This window comes from Streptosporangium sp. G12, assembly GCF_052983175.1.
On the sequence record NZ_JBRIQO010000040.1, the window covers coordinates 24,585 to 43,307 of the forward strand.

Annotated in this window: 20 protein-coding genes; 12 read left to right on the forward strand and 8 right to left on the reverse strand. The window is 71.5% G+C overall.

Annotation, left to right across the window (positions count from 1 at the left end; translation table 11 throughout):
* Positions 1-60 precede the first annotated feature (60 nt).
* Positions 61-1,041, forward strand: a complete 981-nt coding sequence (gene egtD, locus ACVCAG_RS41320) for an L-histidine N(alpha)-methyltransferase (protein ID WP_440088645.1) — start codon at positions 61-63, stop codon at positions 1,039-1,041.
* A gap of 107 nt (positions 1,042-1,148) precedes the next feature.
* Here egtD and metG read toward each other — a convergent pair whose 3' ends face one another.
* Positions 1,149-2,708, reverse strand: coding sequence for a methionine--tRNA ligase (gene metG / locus ACVCAG_RS41325; protein WP_447191428.1), 1,560 nt, complete (start codon positions 2,706-2,708; stop codon positions 1,149-1,151).
* Positions 2,709-3,152: 444 nt separating this feature from the next.
* Between metG and ACVCAG_RS41330 the strand changes: the two genes are divergently transcribed.
* The 8 genes from ACVCAG_RS41330 (at position 3,153) to ACVCAG_RS41365 (ending at position 10,194) form a co-directional block, all read left to right on the forward strand.
* Positions 3,153-3,635: a hypothetical protein gene (locus ACVCAG_RS41330; protein ID WP_447191429.1), complete on the forward strand. Its 483-nt coding sequence runs from the start codon at positions 3,153-3,155 to the stop codon at positions 3,633-3,635.
* Between the two features lie 181 nt (positions 3,636-3,816).
* On the forward strand, positions 3,817-4,053 hold the full coding sequence (locus ACVCAG_RS41335) for a DUF2945 domain-containing protein (protein WP_447191430.1): 237 nt from the start codon (positions 3,817-3,819) through the stop codon (positions 4,051-4,053).
* Positions 4,046-4,375 (forward strand): DUF3140 domain-containing protein, encoded by a 330-nt coding sequence (locus ACVCAG_RS41340; RefSeq protein WP_440088649.1) that lies wholly within the window; start codon positions 4,046-4,048, stop codon positions 4,373-4,375. Before ACVCAG_RS41335 ends, ACVCAG_RS41340 begins: the two co-directional genes overlap by 8 nt.
* Before the next feature lie 233 nt (positions 4,376-4,608).
* Positions 4,609-6,345, forward strand: a complete 1,737-nt coding sequence (locus tag ACVCAG_RS41345; RefSeq protein ID WP_447191431.1) for a hypothetical protein — start codon at positions 4,609-4,611, stop codon at positions 6,343-6,345.
* A 147-nt stretch (positions 6,346-6,492) separates the two neighbouring features.
* Positions 6,493-7,416 (forward strand): NADP-dependent oxidoreductase, encoded by a 924-nt coding sequence (locus ACVCAG_RS41350; protein ID WP_447191432.1) that lies wholly within the window; start codon positions 6,493-6,495, stop codon positions 7,414-7,416.
* 229 nt (positions 7,417-7,645) lie between these two features.
* On the forward strand, positions 7,646-8,110 hold the full coding sequence (locus ACVCAG_RS41355) for a cupin domain-containing protein (RefSeq protein WP_447191433.1): 465 nt from the start codon (positions 7,646-7,648) through the stop codon (positions 8,108-8,110).
* Positions 8,111-8,316: 206 nt separating this feature from the next.
* Positions 8,317-9,537 carry a cytochrome P450 gene (locus ACVCAG_RS41360; protein WP_447191434.1) on the forward strand — a complete coding sequence of 407 codons (1,221 nt, stop codon included), beginning with the start codon at positions 8,317-8,319 and terminating at the stop codon, positions 9,535-9,537.
* A gap of 348 nt (positions 9,538-9,885) precedes the next feature.
* Positions 9,886-10,194 (forward strand): MiAMP1 family antimicrobial peptide, encoded by a 309-nt coding sequence (locus tag ACVCAG_RS41365; RefSeq protein ID WP_440088657.1) that lies wholly within the window; start codon positions 9,886-9,888, stop codon positions 10,192-10,194.
* Positions 10,195-10,564: 370 nt separating this feature from the next.
* Here ACVCAG_RS41365 and ACVCAG_RS41370 read toward each other — a convergent pair whose 3' ends face one another.
* Complete coding sequence (locus tag ACVCAG_RS41370; protein ID WP_447191435.1) at positions 10,565-11,449, reverse strand: sigma-70 family RNA polymerase sigma factor; 885 nt, start codon at positions 11,447-11,449, stop codon at positions 10,565-10,567.
* Positions 11,450-11,532: 83 nt separating this feature from the next.
* Between ACVCAG_RS41370 and ACVCAG_RS41375 the strand changes: the two genes are divergently transcribed.
* Together ACVCAG_RS41375 and ACVCAG_RS41380 are read left to right on the forward strand one after the other, a co-directional pair.
* Positions 11,533-11,982, forward strand: coding sequence for a carboxymuconolactone decarboxylase family protein (locus tag ACVCAG_RS41375; RefSeq protein ID WP_447191436.1), 450 nt, complete (start codon positions 11,533-11,535; stop codon positions 11,980-11,982).
* A gap of 86 nt (positions 11,983-12,068) precedes the next feature.
* The gene (locus ACVCAG_RS41380) at positions 12,069-12,284 is read left to right on the forward strand and encodes a hypothetical protein (RefSeq protein ID WP_440088660.1); all 216 of its coding nucleotides are present in this window, start codon (positions 12,069-12,071) and stop codon (positions 12,282-12,284) included.
* Here the strand turns inward: ACVCAG_RS41380 and ACVCAG_RS41385 are convergent.
* The 3 genes from ACVCAG_RS41385 to ACVCAG_RS41395 all read right to left on the reverse strand — a co-directional run bounded on the left by ACVCAG_RS41385 (position 12,259) and on the right by ACVCAG_RS41395 (position 15,614).
* Positions 12,259-13,854, reverse strand: coding sequence for a CocE/NonD family hydrolase (locus ACVCAG_RS41385; protein ID WP_447191437.1), 1,596 nt, complete (start codon positions 13,852-13,854; stop codon positions 12,259-12,261). The genes ACVCAG_RS41380 and ACVCAG_RS41385 overlap by 26 nt on opposite strands.
* Positions 13,855-13,946: 92 nt before the next feature.
* Positions 13,947-14,396 carry a DUF3237 domain-containing protein gene (locus ACVCAG_RS41390; protein WP_440088663.1) on the reverse strand — a complete coding sequence of 150 codons (450 nt, stop codon included), beginning with the start codon at positions 14,394-14,396 and terminating at the stop codon, positions 13,947-13,949.
* Between the two features lie 48 nt (positions 14,397-14,444).
* Positions 14,445-15,614 carry a flavin-dependent oxidoreductase gene (locus tag ACVCAG_RS41395; protein WP_447191438.1) on the reverse strand — a complete coding sequence of 390 codons (1,170 nt, stop codon included), beginning with the start codon at positions 15,612-15,614 and terminating at the stop codon, positions 14,445-14,447.
* 72 nt (positions 15,615-15,686) lie between these two features.
* Between ACVCAG_RS41395 and ACVCAG_RS41400 the strand changes: the two genes are divergently transcribed.
* Positions 15,687-16,340: a MarR family transcriptional regulator gene (locus ACVCAG_RS41400; RefSeq protein ID WP_440088666.1), complete on the forward strand. Its 654-nt coding sequence runs from the start codon at positions 15,687-15,689 to the stop codon at positions 16,338-16,340.
* Between the two features lie 65 nt (positions 16,341-16,405).
* Here the strand turns inward: ACVCAG_RS41400 and ACVCAG_RS41405 are convergent, their stop codons facing one another.
* The 3 genes from ACVCAG_RS41405 to ACVCAG_RS41415 form a co-directional block, all read right to left on the reverse strand.
* Positions 16,406-17,002: a DUF1349 domain-containing protein gene (locus ACVCAG_RS41405; RefSeq protein ID WP_440088667.1), complete on the reverse strand. Its 597-nt coding sequence runs from the start codon at positions 17,000-17,002 to the stop codon at positions 16,406-16,408.
* On the reverse strand, positions 16,999-17,283 hold the full coding sequence (locus ACVCAG_RS41410; protein ID WP_447191439.1) for a hypothetical protein: 285 nt from the start codon (positions 17,281-17,283) through the stop codon (positions 16,999-17,001). Before ACVCAG_RS41410 ends, ACVCAG_RS41405 begins: the two co-directional genes overlap by 4 nt.
* 114 nt (positions 17,284-17,397) lie before the next feature.
* On the reverse strand, positions 17,398-18,600 hold the full coding sequence (locus ACVCAG_RS41415) for an ROK family protein (RefSeq protein ID WP_440088669.1): 1,203 nt from the start codon (positions 18,598-18,600) through the stop codon (positions 17,398-17,400).
* Positions 18,601-18,723 lie beyond the last annotated feature (123 nt).

The window sequence follows — 18,723 nt, forward strand, 5'->3', positions numbered from 1 at the left end:
AAGCACAACCCGGCCACGGACCGGCGAGCGGGACCGTGGCCCACACACCCAGGAGGCCCCGTGTCCGTCAGCCAGACAGCCATCAGCCTGGTCAACCATCTCGGCCGCGACCATCTTCGCCAGGCACTCGAACACGACGTCCGCGCCGGGCTGACGTCGACGCCGAAGTGGCTACCGCCCAAGTGGTTCTACGACGAGGCGGGCAGCGAGCTGTTCTCCCGCATCACCCGGCTGCCCGAGTACTACCCCACCCGCCGCGAGCTCGCCATCCTGCGCAGGGAGGCCCTCGACATCGCCGTGCGCGGCGGCGCGGACACCCTGGTCGAGCTCGGCTCCGGGACCAGCGAGAAGACCGTCCTGCTGCTGGACGCCCTCTCCGCCGCGGGAACGCTGCGCGTCTACACACCGGTGGACGTCGACGCGGTCACCCTGGGCGAGGCAGCGCACCGGCTCGCCTCCCGCTACCGGGGCCTGACCGTGCGCGCGATCTGCGCCGACTTCGAGGTGCACCTGGCCCTGCTGCCCCGTACGGGACGGCGGATGGTGGCCTTCCTCGGCGGGACCGTCGGCAACCTGGCCCCGGCGGCACGCGAGGTGTTCCTCAAGGAGCTGCGCGCCACCCTCCGCCCCGGCGACACCTTCCTGCTCGGCGCGGACCTGGTCAAGGACACCGACCGGCTGATCGCCGCGTACGACGACGTGAGCGGGGTGACCGCCGCCTTCAACCGGAACGTCCTGCACGTGATCAACAGGGAGCTGGACGCCGACTTCGAGCCGGACGCCTTCGAGCACGTCGCGCTGTACGACGCGCGGAACGAGTGGATCGAGATGCGGCTGCGCGCGAGCCGCGCCATGCGCGTGCGGATCGGCGACCTCGGCCTGCGGGTCTCCTTCGCGACAGGGGAGGAGATGCGGACCGAGATCAGCGCCAAGTTCCGCCCGGAAGGACTGCGGCGGGAACTCCTCACGGCCGGTTTCGGGATGATCCGCCAGTACATCGACCCGACCGGCGACTTCGTCCTCGTCCTGGCCCACCCGTGATCCGTGGCCGCCGTGACGCGACGGCGACGCGCCCACGCCGCCCGTCGCCGTCGCGTCACGGTGAGGGTCGTCGGGACACGGCTCCCGGCCGTCGTACGCGATGACGGTCAGGGCACGGCTCCCGGCTCCGGGACGGTGATCCTCCGGAAGACCGGGCACGGTTCGGGAAGCCTGCCGTCCCGGGCCGTGCACTGCGCGGCGATCCGGGCCGCCGTACCCGGCAGGAAGGGCGCCAGCTGATCGCCCAGCGTCTCGCACGCCCGGACGAGGGCGGCGAGGACGGCGTCGAGCCGGGCCGTGACGCCGGGGGCGCCGGGGGCGCCCGGGTCGCCGTCGCGTTCGGCCCGGGCCAGTGCCCAGGGCCGGCTGTGGTCGACGTAGCGGTTGGCCTCGTCGACGACCGCCCAGACCGGCGCGGTGGCCCGGCGGAACTCGAAGTCGTCCAGGGCCGAGCGGACGAGACCCGGCGCCCGGCGGCAGGCCGCCTCGAGACCCTCCCCTCCCGGCGCGCCGGTTCCGGGCCCCGTCCGGGGAACACGCCCTTCGCGGTAACGGTGGACCATGGTGACGACCCGGTTGACGAGGTTGCCCAGCCCGTTGGCGAGCTCGTCGTTGGCGCGGGCGACGAGCCGGTCGACCGTGAAGTCGGCGTCCCCGACGCGGGGCACCTCGCGCAGCAGCCACCAGCGGACGGCGTCGGTGCCGTACTCCCCCGCCAGGGCGACCGGGTCGGCCGTACCCCCGCCGGATTTGCTGATCTTGCGGCCTCCGGCGGTGAGGTAGTCGTGCACCACCACGTCCGTGGGCGGCGGCTGCCCGGCCGACAGCAGCAGCGCCGGCCAGTAGACGGCGTGGAAGCGCAACACCCCCTTGCCGACCAGGTGGACGCGGCGGCCGGCACCGGTCCACCAGCGCCGGTAGTTCTCCCCGCCGGTGCCGTAGTCCAGGGCCGTGACGTAGTTGCCGAGCGCGTCCCACCACACGTAGACGACCTGGCCGGGATCGCCGGGAACGGGGATTCCCCACCCGCGGGCGCGCGCGGTCGACCGGGAGACCGAGAGGTCCTCCAGGCCACCGGCGATGAAGCCGAGGACCTCGTTGCGGCGTTCGGCGGGCTCGACCCTCAGGCGCCCGCTGGAGACGAGGTCGTGGAGCCGGTCCGCGTAGCGGGAGAGACGGAAGAACCAGTTCTCCTCGGCGACCCGCTGGGGCTCGACGCCGTGTTCCGGGCAACGTCCGCCGGCGAGCTCGGCCGGGGTGTAGAACTGCTCGCAGCCGACGCAGTAAAGACCCTCGTAGTGCTTGCGGTAGAGGTCACCGGCGTCGGCGCAGGCCCGCCAGAGCCGCTCCACCCCGACCCGGTGGCGGGGGTCGCGGCTGGTACGGATGACGTCGTCGACCGCGAGCGCCAGCGGCTCGCGCAGCGCGACGAACGCCTCGGCGTTGCGGTCGACGAACTCCTGGACGGCGACACCCGCGGCCTCGGCGGCCAGCACGTTCTTCAGCGAGTTGTCGTCGGTGCCGGTCTGGAACCGCACCCGGTCGCCCCGCGCCCGGCGGAACCGGGCGAGCACGTCGGCCTGCACGAGCTCCAGCGCGAACCCCAGGTGGGGACGGGCGTTGACGTACGGGATGGTGGTGGTGACGTAGGTGTGCGGTGTGGTCATCGGAACCTCCGGGAGAACGGGGGCTCCGACCGGCGAGAACACGTCGAGGCCCCGTGAGCGGGCCTCGGAAACGATCGTCCGTGCGGCGTCAGCGGCCCCGTGGGCGGGGCATCGTCACCTGGTGCGCGGACGCGTTCATGCGGTCAGGCTAACACCCGCCGTCCGGCGGGAGCCGGTGGTTTTACAGCCCATCACGGTTCAGCTTCCCGTCCAGCGGGCACGCGACCGGTACGACGAGACCCTCGTTGGAACGGTCTTCGGCCTCACACCGCGCCCCCGCGCGAATGCGGCTTGATACGCCGAACCGTAGGTGATCAGGTACGCCGCCGAGGTTGCCGGACAGCGCCGGAGGCCGTCATCCCGCACGCCGGGAAGCGAATAAATCCGCGCGGTACGCAGGTGAGTGATCGTAGGCTTCAGCCCCGATGAGGTGAGGTGGGCGGCATGCGAACGAGGTTGCGGAAGCTGTACGCGGGTGGACGAGAGTTCGTATGGGCCGGCAAGATCCACCATGTGGCCGGTGAGCGTGACTGCCACAGGTGTGTTCGCCTGCGGGTCTGGGGCGCCGGGAAGAACAACCGCGCACTCCAGGCGGATCTGTTGTCCAAGGCGGTCCTGCCGTGGGGCTGTGCGACCGACGGCGCCTATCCGACCTCCATGGATGTGCGGACGGTCATCGACTACGCCCTGACACACGGCTGGGATCCCGACCTCGTTGGCGGGACCTTCTTCCTGAGCGAGAACGAGCACGCCTCCGAGTTCGAACTGGCCGGCTTCCTCCTCACCGATCGCCTTCGAGACGACGGGGCGCCGGATCCGACCGTGCGAGTGTTCCGGGCCTTCGACGAACGCGAGACCGCTGAGGCCGGATCGTTGGTCACGCCCTCGTCCGATGACCGTCCTGGCCGGACCACTCCGGCGCCGTAGCCCTGCCTGGTTCCCGTCCGCCGACGCCGGGCCAGGGCGGCAATCGGCGAGTAACCGCCGGCCAAAGACGAGCCCTCGGCCACCCCGCCCCCATCGATCGTTGGGGACGATCCGATCCAGCGAAGCACCAGTTCAGGGCCGGCACGATGAGTTCCGGAGGGGTACGGGGTATGGGGAGGCCATGACCGACAAGCGCAAGCAGGACGAACCCGAGGTGGGCGACACCGTCACGTGGGAGAGCCACGGCTCGTCGACCTCGGGCAAGGTCGAGAAGAAGATCACGAAGCGTACCGAGGAGGCGGGACGTACCGTGGACGCCTCGGCCGACGATCCGCAGTACCTCGTGCGCAGCGACAAGAGCGGCAAGACCGCCGTGCACAAGGCATCGGCACTGCACAGGAAAGACCGCCATGACTGAGGACGGCGAGCGGATCGCCGCGGACTTCGACCAGGCGGTCAACATGACGGCCGCGGAGCTGGAAAGCTGGCTGGAGACGGAGGAGTCCAAGAGCGTGGGGGACAAGTCGGGCGATGAGGAGTCGACAGGTCACCGGTCCGGCCGCCGGATCACCGAGATCCTGCGGAAGCGGAAGGACGACCTGGACGAGGACGACTACGCCCACATGCGCAAGGTGACCGGCTACGTCCGCCGCCACCTGAAGCAGCGTCCGTCCGGGGACGTCAAGGAGACCCGGTGGCGATACTCCCTCATGAACTGGGGACACGACCCGCTCAGGTGAGCGGTGTGTCCCGGCCTCGAAGGCCGTGCCGGCCATCACGAGCGGCATGCCGGTCAGTCCGCGGCCGACTCCGGTGAGGTGGCGGTTGAGCGCGTGGGTGGACAACACGACGTGACGGTCATCTCGGGTACGTCGCTAAGATCATCCGCATCGTCACTCGAATCCGGGCCGCCGTCGGCCGATACCGCTTCGGGCGCGCGGCCGCGGTCGTCGTCGCGCTCTACCTGGCCGTCGTGGCCGTCGCCGCGGTGCTCGCCGTCGTGTCCGGCGAGGTGTCGGCGCTGTCGGTGGCCGCGACGGCCACGACCTGGGCACGCCTCATGCAGGGAGCCTGGACGGTCCCCCTGCTCACCGGGATCTGCGGGCTCAACGCGTGGGCGCTGTGGCAGGTGCTGCGCGGTCCCGCGCCGCCGCGCGCCGAAGGGTCGCCGCGCGGCGTGGTCTGGCTCCGGCGCCTGCTCTACGCGGGCATCGCCGGCGACCTGGTGCTCTGGGAACTCGTCGAAGAGCTGTCCAACACCGTGGAGTACGTCGCGAGCCTGGCCCTGTGGGTCGCCACGCTGATCCTGCTGGCACGGGTCGTCTCCGGGGTCTCGGCCCGGTTCCGGGCGATCACCCTCGTGCTCGGACTGATCGGCACGCTGACCCCGGCGCTGCTGTTCTTCCTCGACAGTCCCGACTTCCGGGTGTTCAGCCTGTGGTCACTGGCGAGCCTCGGCTGGACGGTGATGACCCTCATCGGGCAGCGCCGCGACGGCCGATGGAGCGGCGCCACGATCGCCGTCGGGAGGCTCGCCCTCGCCGCCTCGCTGGCCTTCCCCGTGCTCGGCCTCGCCTTCGAAAGCGATTGGCTGCTGTTCGACGGCTCGTTGCTCGTGGTGAACGCGCTCGGCGTGTTCAGCACGGTGTGGCTGGCGCGTACCGCGCACGAGCTCGCCGGGCCCGCGGACATGCCCGCCACCGAAACCACCTCCCGGTCCGCCACCCGCCGCGAGCCACGGCTGCTCGTCGCCGCCGCGCTCGTGCTGCCGCTCGTCGTGGTCGGCGCCGAGGAAGGCGCCCGGTTCGGTTTCACCGGCCTGGACGAGGGCTGCCGCGAGCGGATCCGGCCCTACGCCGACACCCGGCCGCAGGACCGGCGCCGGTCGTTCCTCTGCCTCGCCAGGGACGACGGCCACACAGGGACGGCGATGTTCCCCGGGAACCTGCCGGAACAGCGCATCCTGGCCCATGGCGAGGAACTGTGCGCGGTGCCCGGCGCCGAGGAGCGGCAGGCGCTGCTCCGGCGAGCGGGCGGGTCGGCGACCACGGACGAACTCGGCGACGCCCTGGAGTTCCTGTGCCCCGGCGTCGTCGCCGCGCAACGGGCGGACCAGGCGCGCGAACAGGCGCGCAGGGAGGCCGAGCAGGAGCGGGAACTGGCCGCATGGGAAGCCGAGATGAACGCCCGGTGCGCCGACCCCTGGCCGGAGCTACGGGCCGGGCGGCAGGGCACGGCCGCGTACCTGCTCTTCGAAGGAGGCGGCTACTACATCTCCGACGACCGGGACAGCGTCGAGGGCCCGGCCGGTGACATCTTCGCGGCCATCGACGACGGGTTCATCGACGCCGCCGGCAGCAGCGCCGCCATCACCACCTATGGCGAGAACGAGGCGATGTGCCTCACGGTCAAGGCGTTCGGCGCCACCCCGCCGCTCCGGCTCAAGGGCTGGGACAAGGTGGTCGAGGTGGGTCTTCTCAGCCGCAGCGGCCGCCTGGTCGTACCGCCGTACCCCGAGGGCGGCGACAGCGGGGCGATCGGGCCGCTGCCCAGTCTGGCCGTCGACGGCCCCGGCCGCTACCGGATGCGCGTCTACGCCCGCGAGCTCGAATGGGACGAGGACGACCCCGAAGCGCCCGCCGAGGAGCACCTGATCGTCGTCTACCCCGGCCGTTCCACAAAGAAGATCATCCACCGCCCGTGGCGGTGACCGATCAGGAACCGTCCGGGCGCCGCGTCCGCGCAGGTAGGGGTAGGCAAAAGTACGCCTTGCCGACGGCCCGCGCTCCCGGTGAATCGGGTCGACGCCCTGTACGTTCGTCCTGTTCGACATCTCCGCCGACGGCGAGGACCTGTCATGCGAGCCATCACCGTCCGAGACCGCGCCGCCGGCCTGGCCGGGCTTTCCCTGACAGAGGAGCCGTACCCCCATGCCGCCGAGAACGACGTCGTCGTCCGGGTGCATGCCGCCGGGTTCACCCCCGGAGAGCTCGACTGGCCGGGAACGTGGTCCGATCGCGCGGGCCGGGACCGGACGCCCAGTGTCCTCGGGAACGAGTTGTCGGGTGTCGTCGTCGAGCTGGGGTACGGAACCACCGGCCTGGCCGTCGGCCGGCGGGTGTTCGGGCTGACCGACTGGACCCGCAACGGCTCGCTGGCCGAGTACGCCGCGGTGGAGGCCCGCAACCTCGCGCCGCTGCCGGCCGACGTCGACCACACCGTGGCCGCCGCGCTGCCGATCTCGGGGCTGACCGCGTGGCAGGGCCTGTTCGAACACGCCCGCCTCGCCGCCGGGCAGACCGTCCTGATCCACGGCGCCGCGGGCGGCGTCGGTTCCATCGCGGTGCAACTCGCGCGCGAGGCGGGAGCCCGGGTGATCGGCACCGGCAGGGCCGGCGACAGGGACACGGCACTCGGTCTCGGCGTCGACGCCTTCCTGGACCTGCAGGCCGACCCCCTCGAGGACGCCGGTCAGGTCGACGTGGTGCTCGACGTGATCGGCGGCGACGTCCTGGACCGCTCGGCCGCGCTGGTGCGCGCCGGCGGCACGCTCGTCACCATCGCCTCGCCACCCACGGTCCGGCCCCGGGACGGGCAGGCGATCTTCTTCGTCGTCGAGCCCGATCGCGCCCGGCTCGCGGACCTGGTCCGGAGGGTCCGGGAGGGACGGCTCCACCCGATCGTCGGGGCCACGCTGACGCTCGCCGAGGCGCCCTCCGCGTTCGCGCCCGCCCGGCGCACCCCCGGCAAGACGATCATCAAGGTCGCGGAAGGGGAATAGCCGGTTACGCGCGAGCCGAGTGCCACGTGCCGGTGTTGACGCTCAGTTACGAGTTTCCGTTTGAGCGTAACTTGAGCAGACCGTCGCCAAGGCTTGGATTCGCCCGTGTCAGGCATCGAAATACTCTGGACACGATACTCGAGCGACGACGCGGACCTCTCGGGCGAAAGCCGAGACACCTCGCGGTTCCCGTGCGCCCCGAAGGTCCAGGCAGGACAGGAGGGCTGTCATGATCCGGGTACGGATTGCCGGTGGCTTTCTCGTCGGCGGCATGGTGGCCGCGGCCACCGCGTACGCTCCCGCGGTGGAGCGCGCGACCGGCGAGACGCCCGTCGCCGCCGTGGTTTCGCAGCCGCCGTCCGACAAGTTGTCGCCTCTTGTGGAACAGGCGCTTCCGAATGTGAAAGGCAAGACGTTCACCTCGGCGATCGTGGACTTCCCACCCGCCGCGCGCGCGGCGCCGCATCGGCACGGCAGGGCTTTCGTCTACGCCTACGTGCTCGAGGGCACCGTGCGCAGCCGGCTCGGTGGCGAGCCGGTGCGTACGTACCGCCAGGGCGAGAACTGGGTCGAGCCGCCGGGCGCCCACCATGTGCTCGCGGAGAACATCAGCCGGACACAACCGGCGAAGCTGCTGGTCGTCTTCATCTCCGACACGGGAGACAAGATCAAGGTCGACGATCCGCCGAGGTAGGGCATCGGGCGGGCACGGCCGGTCACGGGCGGGCACGGCCGGTCACGGGCGGGCACGGCCGGGAGTGACGGCGCGGGCCCGCCGGGGAGCGGGTACGGGGACCGGCGAACCCGAGCGGGACCGATTCGCCTGTTGACGGGCGGCACGGCATTTCGTACGTTCCGCGTGGGCCGTCTCCCGGGCGCCCCGGACCGGAAGGGGTTGCCATGACCGCCGAGCTGGATCCGGACGGGGCCTGGCCGGACATCGTGCCGGGACCGCTCGCCACGCCGCCGCCGGAGTTCGCCCGCAGGCAGGAGTCGGGGCCGCTGGAGCCGGCGGCCATGCCCAGCGGCGACCGCGTCCCGGTGGCCGTCAGGTACGAGGACGTCCGCGCCCTGCTGGCCTCGCCCACCTCCAGCCGCAACCTGCGGCTGCCGGGGTTGCCGCGGCTGGTGAGCGGCATCGGCATCGACGACGACCCGGACGCGCTGATCAACCAGGACCCGCCGGAGCACACCCGCTACCGCCGGATCATGCACGGCACCTTCACCCCGCGCCAGATCGAACCGTGGCGCCCCCGCATCGCGAAGATCGCCCAAGAGCTCCTCGACGGCCTGGGCGACGACTTCGATCTGGTCGAGGGGTACGCGCTGCAGCTGCCGGGCCGTGTCATCTGCGAGATGCTCGGCGTGCCGATGGATCACTACGAGCGGTTCGTCCGGTGGACGGACATGTTCCTGACCACCTCCACGGCAGACGAGCAGGCGCGCTACGAGGGCTACACCGACTTCATGGCCTATGCCGCCGAACTGGTCGCCCAGCATCGCGCGGAGCCCGGCGGGGACCTCATCGACCTGCTCATCCAGGCCAGGGACGAGGGCGACCGGCTGTCGGAGGGCGAGCTGGTCAACACCGTGTTCTCCCTCATCACGGCCGGTCACGAGACGACGGCCTCGATGATCGCCCGGGGTGTCTTCCGGCTGCTCCTGCACCCCGGCCAGTGGGCCGAACTGGTCGCGGACCCGGCCCTGACGGCCACCGCCGTCGAGGAGATCCTGCGCTTCGACGGGCCGCCCGCCAGCGCCTTCATGCGCCGGATCACCAAGGACACCGACCTCCCCGGCGGCTGTCTCCGCGCGGGGACGGTCGTCATGCCGAACCTGAACGCGGCCAACCACGACCCGCGGGCCTTTCCCGATCCCGGCCGGTTCGACATCCACCGCTTCACCGAGCATCCCCCCAACCCGCACGTGGCGTTCGGTTACGGCCCGCACCGCTGCCTGGCCGCCAGCCTCGCCAGGGTCGAGCTCACCGAGGCGATCAAGGCCCTGGTCATCCGGCGGCCCGGCCTCCGCCTGACCGGCTCGCCCGACTCGGTGACCTGGACCGACGGCCTGACCCTCCGGCCGGTCGCCATGCGCGTCACGACCGGCGAACGTGCGTGACGGTGACCGCGGCGCCGGTGACCGATCGATCTCAGCCGCAGCGGGACCGCGGTCGGCTCCAGACCCGCTCGGCCTCTTGTGACAGCCGGCGTCGAGGTGGGTTCGCGGGCACGGGTACGGCAGGCGACCGTCCGGTCCGGCCTCTCCCCGAAGGATGATCGGCAGGGTCACGCAGGAGCCGGGGAAGGCGGCGCACCGCCTCGCCACCCGCCCTGACGCATCGCCCTGACGCATCGCCCCGGCGACACTTTCCGTGAGCGATCCAGACCATACGCGGCACACTTTGCCTACTGAGGGTAATGTTTTAACCACTCTCAGTAGAGCGCTGAGGTCATCGAGAGGATCATCGTGAAGCGAATCGCCCTCGTCCCCGCCATCTCCGCCGCCATGGTCGTGTTCATGGGCGGTGCCGCCTATGCCTCGCAGTACGTGGCCTACGAGGGGCCGGGCTTCACCGGCCGGTCGGTGGTCATCGACCGGTGCGGCCCGTCCAACATCCCCTTCCACGGGTCGTACAAGTGGTACGGCGACGGCCAGAGCGGCCGGATGTACAACCAGCCCGACGCGCAGGGGGTGACGCACTTCGAGCTGGCGGCCGACCGCAACGCGGAGCAGAGGACGCCCGTCGGCTGGAAGAGCATCTTCATCGTGTGCTGACGCCCGGAAGGCGTGACCGGAAGCCGGAGCCCGTCCGCCTTCCGGTCACGCGCTTGCCATGACGGGTCCAGGCCATCATCGCGCGGAGTCAGGCCCAGCAGCGGTACCTGCCGTCCAGGGAAGCCTCGGGAAGACGACCTCCGGCCGGCAGGGAGATCTTCACGATCTTCGCGACAAGTCCCGATCTGATCGGTGAGGGTCGGTGAGGGGGTAGGCAGGTAGGTCGACCAAGGTGATTCCACGAAACCGGGGCACATCACAGCCTCCGCAGAACCCGGGACAGGCCAAAGACCTCGGCTCCGCAAGATGGCTTCGCGCAGATGAGGGCGCGGGTGGCCTGCGGTGCCGCGATCTCATGCCCGGCGGTGACTCACCCCGGATCCGGCAGGTCCATCGACGCGAGCCTGGCCGGGTCGATCACGGTCGCGATGGCGGCGATCCGGCCGTCGACGACGGTGAACACCATGACCGAGAGCGGGGTTCCGTCCTCGCGCCAGGAGACGAACCCGGGAAGGCCGTCGACGAGCACCGCCCGCCCTCGCGCGGCCGCGCCGGCGGCGACTCGCGCGGACGCGCCGGTGGCGACCTTGGTGGCGCCGAGGATGACGACCACGCCGCCGGGAGTGTCGACGGTCAGCCTCACCTCCGGGTCGAGCACCCGCAGCAACCCCTCGAAGTCGCCGCGGCGGGCCGCCGCCAGGAAGGCCTGGATCACCTGTCGCTGCTCCCGTCCGGCGACCGCCGGCCGCTCGGTCGCCCGTACCTTCCTGCGCGCGCGGCTGGCGAGCATCTTGGTGGCGTCGGTGGACCTGCCGAGGATCTGGCCGATCTCGTCGAACGGCACCGCGAACAGGTCGTGCAGCACGAACGCCAGCCGCTCGCTCGGTCCGAGCGACTCCAGGACGACCAGGAGCGCGAGCCCGACCGAGTCGGCGAGCGCCACGTCGTCCTCCGGCGCGAGGCCGCCGTCGGCCGTCACGACGAGTTCGGGCAACCGGTCGTCGTAGGACGCCTCAGGGCGGGCCTGGCGTGATCGCAGGACGTCGAGACTGATCCGGCCGACCACCGTGGTCAGCCAGCCGGCGAGGTTGTGGATGGTCGCCGTGTCCTGACGGGAGAGCCGCAGCCAGGCCTCCTGGACCACGTCCTCGGCGTCGGCATGCGAGCCGAGCATCCGGTGGGCGACCGCGCGCAACCGGTCGCGCTGAGCCTCGAACGCCTCGCCCACCGGGTCCGCCGGGATGGTGTCGGACATGTTGTTACCTTCCTCGGATCTGCTCCGTCATAGGTCATGACGGGCCCGGACGGGCACAGGTAACCGATGAAGGAGCAAGACCGATGGAAGCACGCATGAAGAGCCAGGCGAACGCCGACGTGATGACGGCGGTCCAGCACCTCTACAAGGCGATTCACGCCGGTGGCGTCGATCCGCGCCTCCTCGGGCTGGTCCACGTGCGCGCCAGTCAGATCAACGGCTGCAGCCCGTGTGTCTTCGCCGGGGTCACGGCGGCCAGGAAGCACGGGGAGACCGACGAGCGGCTGCACAACGTGGTCGCCTGGCGCGAGACGCCGTTCTTCACCGAGGCGGAGCGGTCGGCGCTCGCGCTGGCCGAGGCCGCCACCCGGATCCAGGACGGCGCGCCGGGTGTGACCGACGAGATCTGGGACGGCGCCGCCGCCCACTTCGACGACGAGCAACTGTCCGCGCTCAACCTGGAGATCGCGCTGACCAACTTCTTCAACCGGATCAACCGTACGATTCGCGAGCAGGCCGGCAAGACCTGGTGAGCTGGGCGGGGCGTCGTCCATCCGGAGACCGCGCCTCCCGAGGCGAGGGACGACGTCCCGGCGGCAAGACGTCGGAAGCACGACCCATGCACGGAACGGAGATCAGGGGATTCGCCTGCGCCGCTGCTCGCGGCCAGGTCGACCTCGCCCTGGCCGGCGTGGACTCCACCGCGGCCCGCGCCCACCACCTCGTCCGGGAACGCTCCGGAACCGGTGCCGAGGGGAGGTTACGGGCGCGGGTACGGGTGCGGCAGGTGGTCGTCCGGCCCGGGGTTGTCACCGGGGGACGATCGGGAGGGTGACGTAGGAGTCGGGGAAGACGGTCTGGTGCTGGACGACCAGGTCGGCCTCGGTGGAGTCGGCGGAGGTCCGGCCGTTGCCGGGGTTGCGGTCGAAGCGGGGGAAGTTGGAGCTGGAGATCTCGACGCGGATGCGGTGGCCGGTCCTGAAGACCTGGCTGGTGGCGACGAGGTCGATCTCGTGCACCCCGGACGGGACGGAGGTCCGCACGATGCCGTCGGTCACGCTCATCGCCCGGCCGTCGGGGTGGACGTCGACGAGCTTGGCCGTCCAGTCGGTGGAGACCGCCGAGGTCTCGGCGTGCAGGGTGACGGAGAGGGGGCCGGTCACCTCGACGTCGGAGGCGAGCGCCTCGGTGGTGAAGCAGAGCACGTCGGGGCGGAGCTCGACGTCGCGCTGGTCCTGAGGGCCGATGTTCGTCACGTCGGGAAGCAGGAGAGGGCCACCGGTCGTGGGCACGGGGTCGCGGGGGTCGAAGGTGAAGGTGGACGGCGCGGCGTCCGAGGGGGGCTCGACGGAGAGCAGGCCGCCGGTGTGCAGGTGGTAGCGGGTGCCGACCGCGCGGGACAGTGGCCATTCCTCCTCGTCCCGCCAGACGTTGTCGCCCATGACGAAGATCTTCACGGCCGGGCCGGTGTCCTCGCCGCGCAGGAAGTCCAGCTGCCGCTGCGGCAGCATGGCCGCCTGCGCCGAGGCGGCGAACCCGAAGTCCAGGTGGCCGGTGCCCGTCGCGCCGGAACCGTGCGACCAGGGGCCGATGACCAGCGGGCCGCCCAGCCGCCGGTGATTCTCCAGGGTTCCGGCGAGGAACAGGTCGAACCAGCCCGCGACGTGCATCACGGGCACCTCGATCCGGTCGTGCCGCAGGGTCTCGGCCAGTCCCTCCCAGTAGGCGTCGCGGGCCGGGTGAGAGATCCAGTCACTCCACCACGGCACCCCGGGGATGTCGCGCAGCGGCAGCGTCCGCACGGCGGTGGCCTGGTCGCCCAGTACGGGCAGGAGCGCGCCGAAGCCGGCGCCCACGTCCTCACCGGCCTCCATCGCGTGCATGAGGCCGAGCATCGCCTGCAGCAGGCCCCAGTTCAGCGCCGAGCCGAGCGCGAGGGCGCCGCCGTGGTACTTCAGCCCGTCGTGGAAGTCGTGCGGGGTCATCGAGGCGACCACGGCCTTGAGCCCCGGCGGGCGCGTCGCGGCGGCCTGGAGCGCGCATCCGGCGAGGTAGGACACCCCGAAGGCCACGACCTCGCCGTTCGACCACGGCTGGGAGGTGATCCACTCGACGGTGTCGTAGCCGTCGTCGCCCTCGTCCAGCCACGGCCGGAACTCCCCGTCGCTGCTTCCGCGCCCCCGGCAGTGCTGGAGCACCACCGCGAAGCCGGCCTCCAGCGCGGGGATCTTCGGCGCCATCGGGAACGAGCCCTCGCCGTACGGCGTGCGGACGAGCAGGGCCGGGAACGGCCCGCCCGAGGCGGGGCGGTAGACGTCGCCACGCAGGATCGTGCCGTCGCGCACCGGCATCGGGGTGTCGTGCTCGGCGACGATGGGGAGCGGGAGGCGGTTCAGCTTCGGCATCGCGAGTTCCTCAGGGTGTCCGTCGGACCTCGGGGGTCACGCCGGGGCCGTGGTGTGGGCGCCCGGAGTGCGGTGGTCCGGTTCGGGAGGGTTCAGGTCAGGGTGTAGGCGTCGTAGCGGACGGCGTCCGGCAGCCGGCCGGCCTTTCCCACGGCGAGGGTTCTGTTGAGCCACAGGTAGCGCTCGTCACCGGTCTCGAAGCGGCAGAACAGCCGGAAGTAGTACTCCGACGGGTCCACCGGCTCGCCTCGGGCGAGGCGGGCCATGACCTCGGCGGGGCCGTGCCGTACGCCGGAGGTGGAGAGGTAGAGATGCGCGCCGTCGTGGGTGCGCAGGGTGTAACGGGTGTCGACGCTGGCCATGCCGTCGGCGTGCACGATCTGCCAGTCGGCCCCGCCCGGCAGGACGACGCCGGAGAACCGCGGGCCCTCGAACGATCCGCCCACGATGTTGATCACCCGTCGCCGGCCCCAGTGGGTGCCGCCGAGTTCGAGGATCGGGTCCAGCTTCACGGTGAACGTGGCGAGGTGTTCGAGGTCCATCGGATACCTCCGGCGTGGGGACCCCGGGCTTCAGCCCCGGGGAGGATGTCAGCGGACGACGCTCCAGGAGGGGGAGCCGTTCAGCGAAGCCGGGTCGAACCCCGCCGTGCGCTTGTAGGAGGCGGCGATCTCGGCCCGCTCCGCGTAGGGGATGACCTGCTCGATGTCGTCGAACCCGCCGGGGGCGCGCTCGTGGGCGAGTTTCATCACGATCTCGGGGCCCATCCGCCGGTTGGCCAGCTGCAGGGTGGTCGTGGCGGGCCGCCGCACGGCCTCGTACGCCGCCAGGTCGCCGTACGCGAGGGAGTGGGCCAGCACCCGGGCGTCGATTATCGCCTGGGAGGCGCCGTTGGAACCGATCGGGTACATCGCGTGGGCGGCGTCGCCCAGCAGCGTGACGTTCCCCTCGGTCCAGTGCGGCAGCGGATCGCGGTCCACCATCGGATACTCGTAGGCCGTCTCGGCTCCGGCGATGATCCGCGGCACGTCCAGCCAGTCGAACCGCCAGTCCGCGAAGTGCTCCTCGACCTCGGCCAGGTCCGCCGGCCGGTTCCAGTCGCCCCGGCCGGGAGCCGCGCCACCGGAGGGCTTCTCCGCGATCCAGTTGACCAGTGTCCGCTCGCCGGTCTCGATCGGGTAGGCCACGAACTTCTGCGTCCCGTCACCGACCATGATCATGGATCGTCCGGTCAGGAACGGCGCGCCGTACGTCGTGCCACGCCACAGGATCAGCCCGTTCCACGGAGGGGGCCCCTCGTCGGGGAACAGGCGCGCGCGGATCGCCGAGTGGATGCCGTCCGCCCCGATCAGCAGGTCCTCGGTGCCCGGGCCGGTGACGCGGCTGCCGGTCACGACCGACCGCGGGCCGAGCCGCTCGACCACGGCGTCCAGCAGCATCATCTGCAGCCGTCCCCGGTGGACGGAGTACTGCGGCCACCTGTACCCCGCGTCGACGCCCCGGGGCTCGGACCAGATCGCGGAGCCGTACCGGTCGAAGTAGGCGAGTTCGGCGGTGGCGACGCCGATCGCCGCCAGCCGGTCGGCGAGGCCGAGCTCCGTCAGTTCCCGTACGGCATGGGGCAGCAGGTTGATGCCCACGCCCAGGGGGCGGATCTCGCGGGCGGCCTCGTGGACGGTGAGGTTCTCGAAGCCCGCCGCGTGCAGGCTGAGCGCGGTGGCGAGGCCGCCGATACCGCCACCGGCGATGACGATGTCCACGGGTGCCTCCCGCCGATTGTTATGGCCATAACAATATTCACGGTGAGGGTGCTCCTGCGCAAGACTTGTGCGGTGGAACCATCAGTGGAGCCCGCGGGCGGAGGACCGACGCGCGCGGGTTCCGGCCGTCGCGCCGGAGACCGGGGAAGGGCCGCGGCGCCGAGCGCGGCCGGGGACGAGCCGAGCGCGGCCGGGGACGGCGGGACGCCGCGGGTGGAGCCGGCGGGCAGGGCGGATCTCCGGTATGCCGCCTACGCGCGGGAACGCCTGGCCGGCATGCCGCCGCCCGCCGACCCGGAGGGATTCGAGCTCGCCTACAACCTGCTGCAGCTGGCCTACCTGCTGGTGACGGACCTGGAGACACGGATCCACCGCCCGCGCGGCTGGACGCTGCCCGGTTTCCGGCTGATGTTCAAGCTCTGGATCCTCGGCCCGACCCAGCCCGCCCGGCTCGCCGAGATCTCCGCCATGTCCCGCTCGGCGGTGACGAACGTGGTCAACACCCTGGAGCGCGACGCCCTGGTCGAGCGTCGCCCGATGCCCGGCGACCGGCGCGCGGTGGTGGTCGCGCTGTCCGGCAAGGGGGAGGCCGCCGTCCGCGAGACGTTCGCCGAGCAGGCCCGCAGGGAGCAGGAGTGGTTCTCCCCCCTGGACCCGCGCGAGCAGGCCGATCTCAGCGGTCTGCTCGCCCGCATCCTCACCGCCCGCCCGGCCGACACTCCGTAGGGTCGCCCGGCCGGCACTCCGTGGAGCTCCCGCGCACCGCTCGCCCGGGCCGGCCGGAGAGCGGGCTACTCCCCGCCGCGCAGGTCGGACAGGCGCTTGGGCGAGTACTCGATGTCCTCGAAGCGCACGGTGCAGCCCTCGCCGGTGGGGCTCTGCGCGAGGAAGCCGACCTCGGGGTCCCCGTCGAGCGCGAAGTATCTGATGAGGTTCCAGAACCCGGACTCGTCGGCGGCGTGGAAGGCGAAGGCCGAGCCGATGCGGGAGATCCGCAGCCGGATGTCCCGGCCGTCCATGGTCACGGAGTTGCAGTCGTCGGACACCCCGCGGGTGACCACCGAGACGATCGTAGGCCTGCCCTGCGGGGAGAGTTCGAGGCAGAACTTGGCCCACCGGTCGTCGTCGGCGTACAGCAGCAGCACGGCCGCGTCGTAGGTGGACAGCAGGTCGAGCCTGACCCGCGCGCTGAGCGTGAAGTCTCCGTCCAGGCGGCCGACGAGGGCGGGGGCGTTGGCGTAGCGGTTCGGCTCCCCGGGGTCGGAGAAGAGGTCGGTGCCCGCTCCCGCGACGATGGAGAGCGCGTCGCCGTCGGCGCTCCAGTCCTCGGGCCGGTTCAGCCAGCGCAGCGGCGTGGGGAAGGCGGGCAGGGAGACGGTTTCGCTCACGGATGTTCCTCCGGACGGGTTGCGAACGCGTGGGCGTCCGTGATGAGACGGTCGACGACCTCGGTGTCGCGGACGGGACAGACCGGATCGCTCCCGCCCCTGACGCTACGGGCGAAGTCGGCCATGAGGGAGAGAGACGGGCTCTCCGGCGGGACCCGCGCGGCGTCCCTGCCCCGCGTACAGGCAACGGTCTCGCCCGGAGGCGGCAGGGCGAGCAGGGCCTTCCCGCTGACGATGTCACCGGATACGGCGATCCCCCGTCTCAGTCCCGGTCTGGACATATGGCGATCTTAAGCGTTTTAGGGGGCGGAGTCTGGAAAAGCGCGGCGTCGGGCCGGAACCGGCCAGACGAAGGAGCGGTTCGGGAACGAGACCGGCCCAGGCACGAGAACCGCTCAGGCGAGGGAGCGGACGGAGCGGAGCGGCTGCCAGCCGGCGGAGTCGACGGCCTCGGGCGACAGGATGTGGTCCAGGACCATGTGGGCGCAGCCGATGATCCCGGCGCTCGGGCCGAGCCGGCTGCGCTCGATGCGCAGGTTGCGGGTGGCCAGGGCCGTCGAGCGGCGGTGGATGACCTCGCGCACCCCCGAGACCATCGGCTGGAAGGTCTCCGCGACGTCGCCGCCGAGGACCACCACCGAGGGGTTGAGCAGGTTGACCGCACTGGCGACGACCTCGCCGAGCATCCGGGCGGCGTTGCGGACCACGGTCATGGTCTCCGCGTCCCCGGCCCTGACCAGGCTCACCACGTCGGCCAGGGTGTCGACCTCGTGCCCCAGGTCGCGGAGCCGGCGCAGGATCGCGGTGCCGCTGGCGATGGAGTCGACGCAGTCGATGTTGCCGCAGCGGCAGAGGACTCCCCCGCCGTCGCGGACCGGGATGTGCCCGATCTCCCCCGCGGCGCCCAGGGCCCCCCGCAGGATCTCGCCCCCGGCGATGACCCCGGAGCCGATCCGGGTGGAGACCTTGATGAACAGCAGGTCGTCGGCCTCGCCCGCGTAGATCTCGCGGTGCTCGCCGATCGCGATGACGTTCACGTCGTTGTCGAGGAAGACGGGGACGGGGAAGCGCTCGGCGATGATCGGCGGGATGGCCACGCCGGTCCAGCTGGCCATGATCCGGGCGCTCTCGGTGCGGCCGGCCGCGAACTCCACCGTGGCGGGGACCCCCAGGCCGACCCCGCGGACCAGGGAGACGGGGCGGTCGCCGAGCAGCTCGCTCCAGGTCTGCATGACCAGGGGCAGGACGACGTCCGGCCCCTCCTCCACGTCCACGGCCAGGGCGGCACTGGCCAGTACCTCGCCCGCGAGGTCGCAGACGGCGATCTGCGCGCGGCTCGCACCCAGGGAGCCGACCAGGACGACCCCGCCGGAGGCGTTGAAGGCCAGGCGGGTGGGCGGGCGGCCTCCGGTGGAGGGGCCCTCGCTGTCCTCCACGACGAGGCGCCGGTCCAGCAGCTCGGTGACGCGCAGGGAGACGGCGGGTCTGGACAGGCCTGTGACACGCCCTATGTCCGCGCGGGTGACGGCCTCACCGGAGCGGATGAGGCGCAGCACCTCACCGCTGGTGGCCAGCGCGGCAGCGGGACGTCGAGGCATCCGCCAAGTGAATCACACCCACTTAGGAAATGAAAACTTCCTACTTTCTCATCTCAAATTACAAAACTCCGCTTGTGTAGAGCGCAAGATGTAGCTAGTGTCCGATCTATACCCAATTTTGGT

What these genes read in the sequence shown, in the direction of transcription:
- metG (WP_447191428.1), bottom strand. Translation starts at nt 2,708, where the DNA reads ATGACCACACCGCACACCTACGTCACCACCACCATCCCGTACGTCAAC.
- ACVCAG_RS41330 (WP_447191429.1), top strand. Translation starts at nt 3,153, where the DNA reads ATGCGAACGAGGTTGCGGAAGCTGTACGCGGGTGGACGAGAGTTCGTA.
- ACVCAG_RS41335 (WP_447191430.1), top strand. Translation starts at nt 3,817, where the DNA reads ATGACCGACAAGCGCAAGCAGGACGAACCCGAGGTGGGCGACACCGTC.
- ACVCAG_RS41340 (WP_440088649.1), top strand. Translation starts at nt 4,046, where the DNA reads ATGACTGAGGACGGCGAGCGGATCGCCGCGGACTTCGACCAGGCGGTC.
- ACVCAG_RS41350 (WP_447191432.1), top strand. Translation starts at nt 6,493, where the DNA reads ATGCGAGCCATCACCGTCCGAGACCGCGCCGCCGGCCTGGCCGGGCTT.
- ACVCAG_RS41355 (WP_447191433.1), top strand. Translation starts at nt 7,646, where the DNA reads ATGATCCGGGTACGGATTGCCGGTGGCTTTCTCGTCGGCGGCATGGTG.
- ACVCAG_RS41360 (WP_447191434.1), top strand. Translation starts at nt 8,317, where the DNA reads ATGACCGCCGAGCTGGATCCGGACGGGGCCTGGCCGGACATCGTGCCG.
- ACVCAG_RS41370 (WP_447191435.1), bottom strand. Translation starts at nt 11,449, where the DNA reads ATGTCCGACACCATCCCGGCGGACCCGGTGGGCGAGGCGTTCGAGGCT.
- ACVCAG_RS41375 (WP_447191436.1), top strand. Translation starts at nt 11,533, where the DNA reads ATGGAAGCACGCATGAAGAGCCAGGCGAACGCCGACGTGATGACGGCG.
- ACVCAG_RS41380 (WP_440088660.1), top strand. Translation starts at nt 12,069, where the DNA reads ATGCACGGAACGGAGATCAGGGGATTCGCCTGCGCCGCTGCTCGCGGC.
- ACVCAG_RS41385 (WP_447191437.1), bottom strand. Translation starts at nt 13,854, where the DNA reads ATGCCGAAGCTGAACCGCCTCCCGCTCCCCATCGTCGCCGAGCACGAC.
- ACVCAG_RS41390 (WP_440088663.1), bottom strand. Translation starts at nt 14,396, where the DNA reads ATGGACCTCGAACACCTCGCCACGTTCACCGTGAAGCTGGACCCGATC.
- ACVCAG_RS41410 (WP_447191439.1), bottom strand. Translation starts at nt 17,283, where the DNA reads ATGTCCAGACCGGGACTGAGACGGGGGATCGCCGTATCCGGTGACATC.
- ACVCAG_RS41415 (WP_440088669.1), bottom strand. Translation starts at nt 18,600, where the DNA reads ATGCCTCGACGTCCCGCTGCCGCGCTGGCCACCAGCGGTGAGGTGCTG.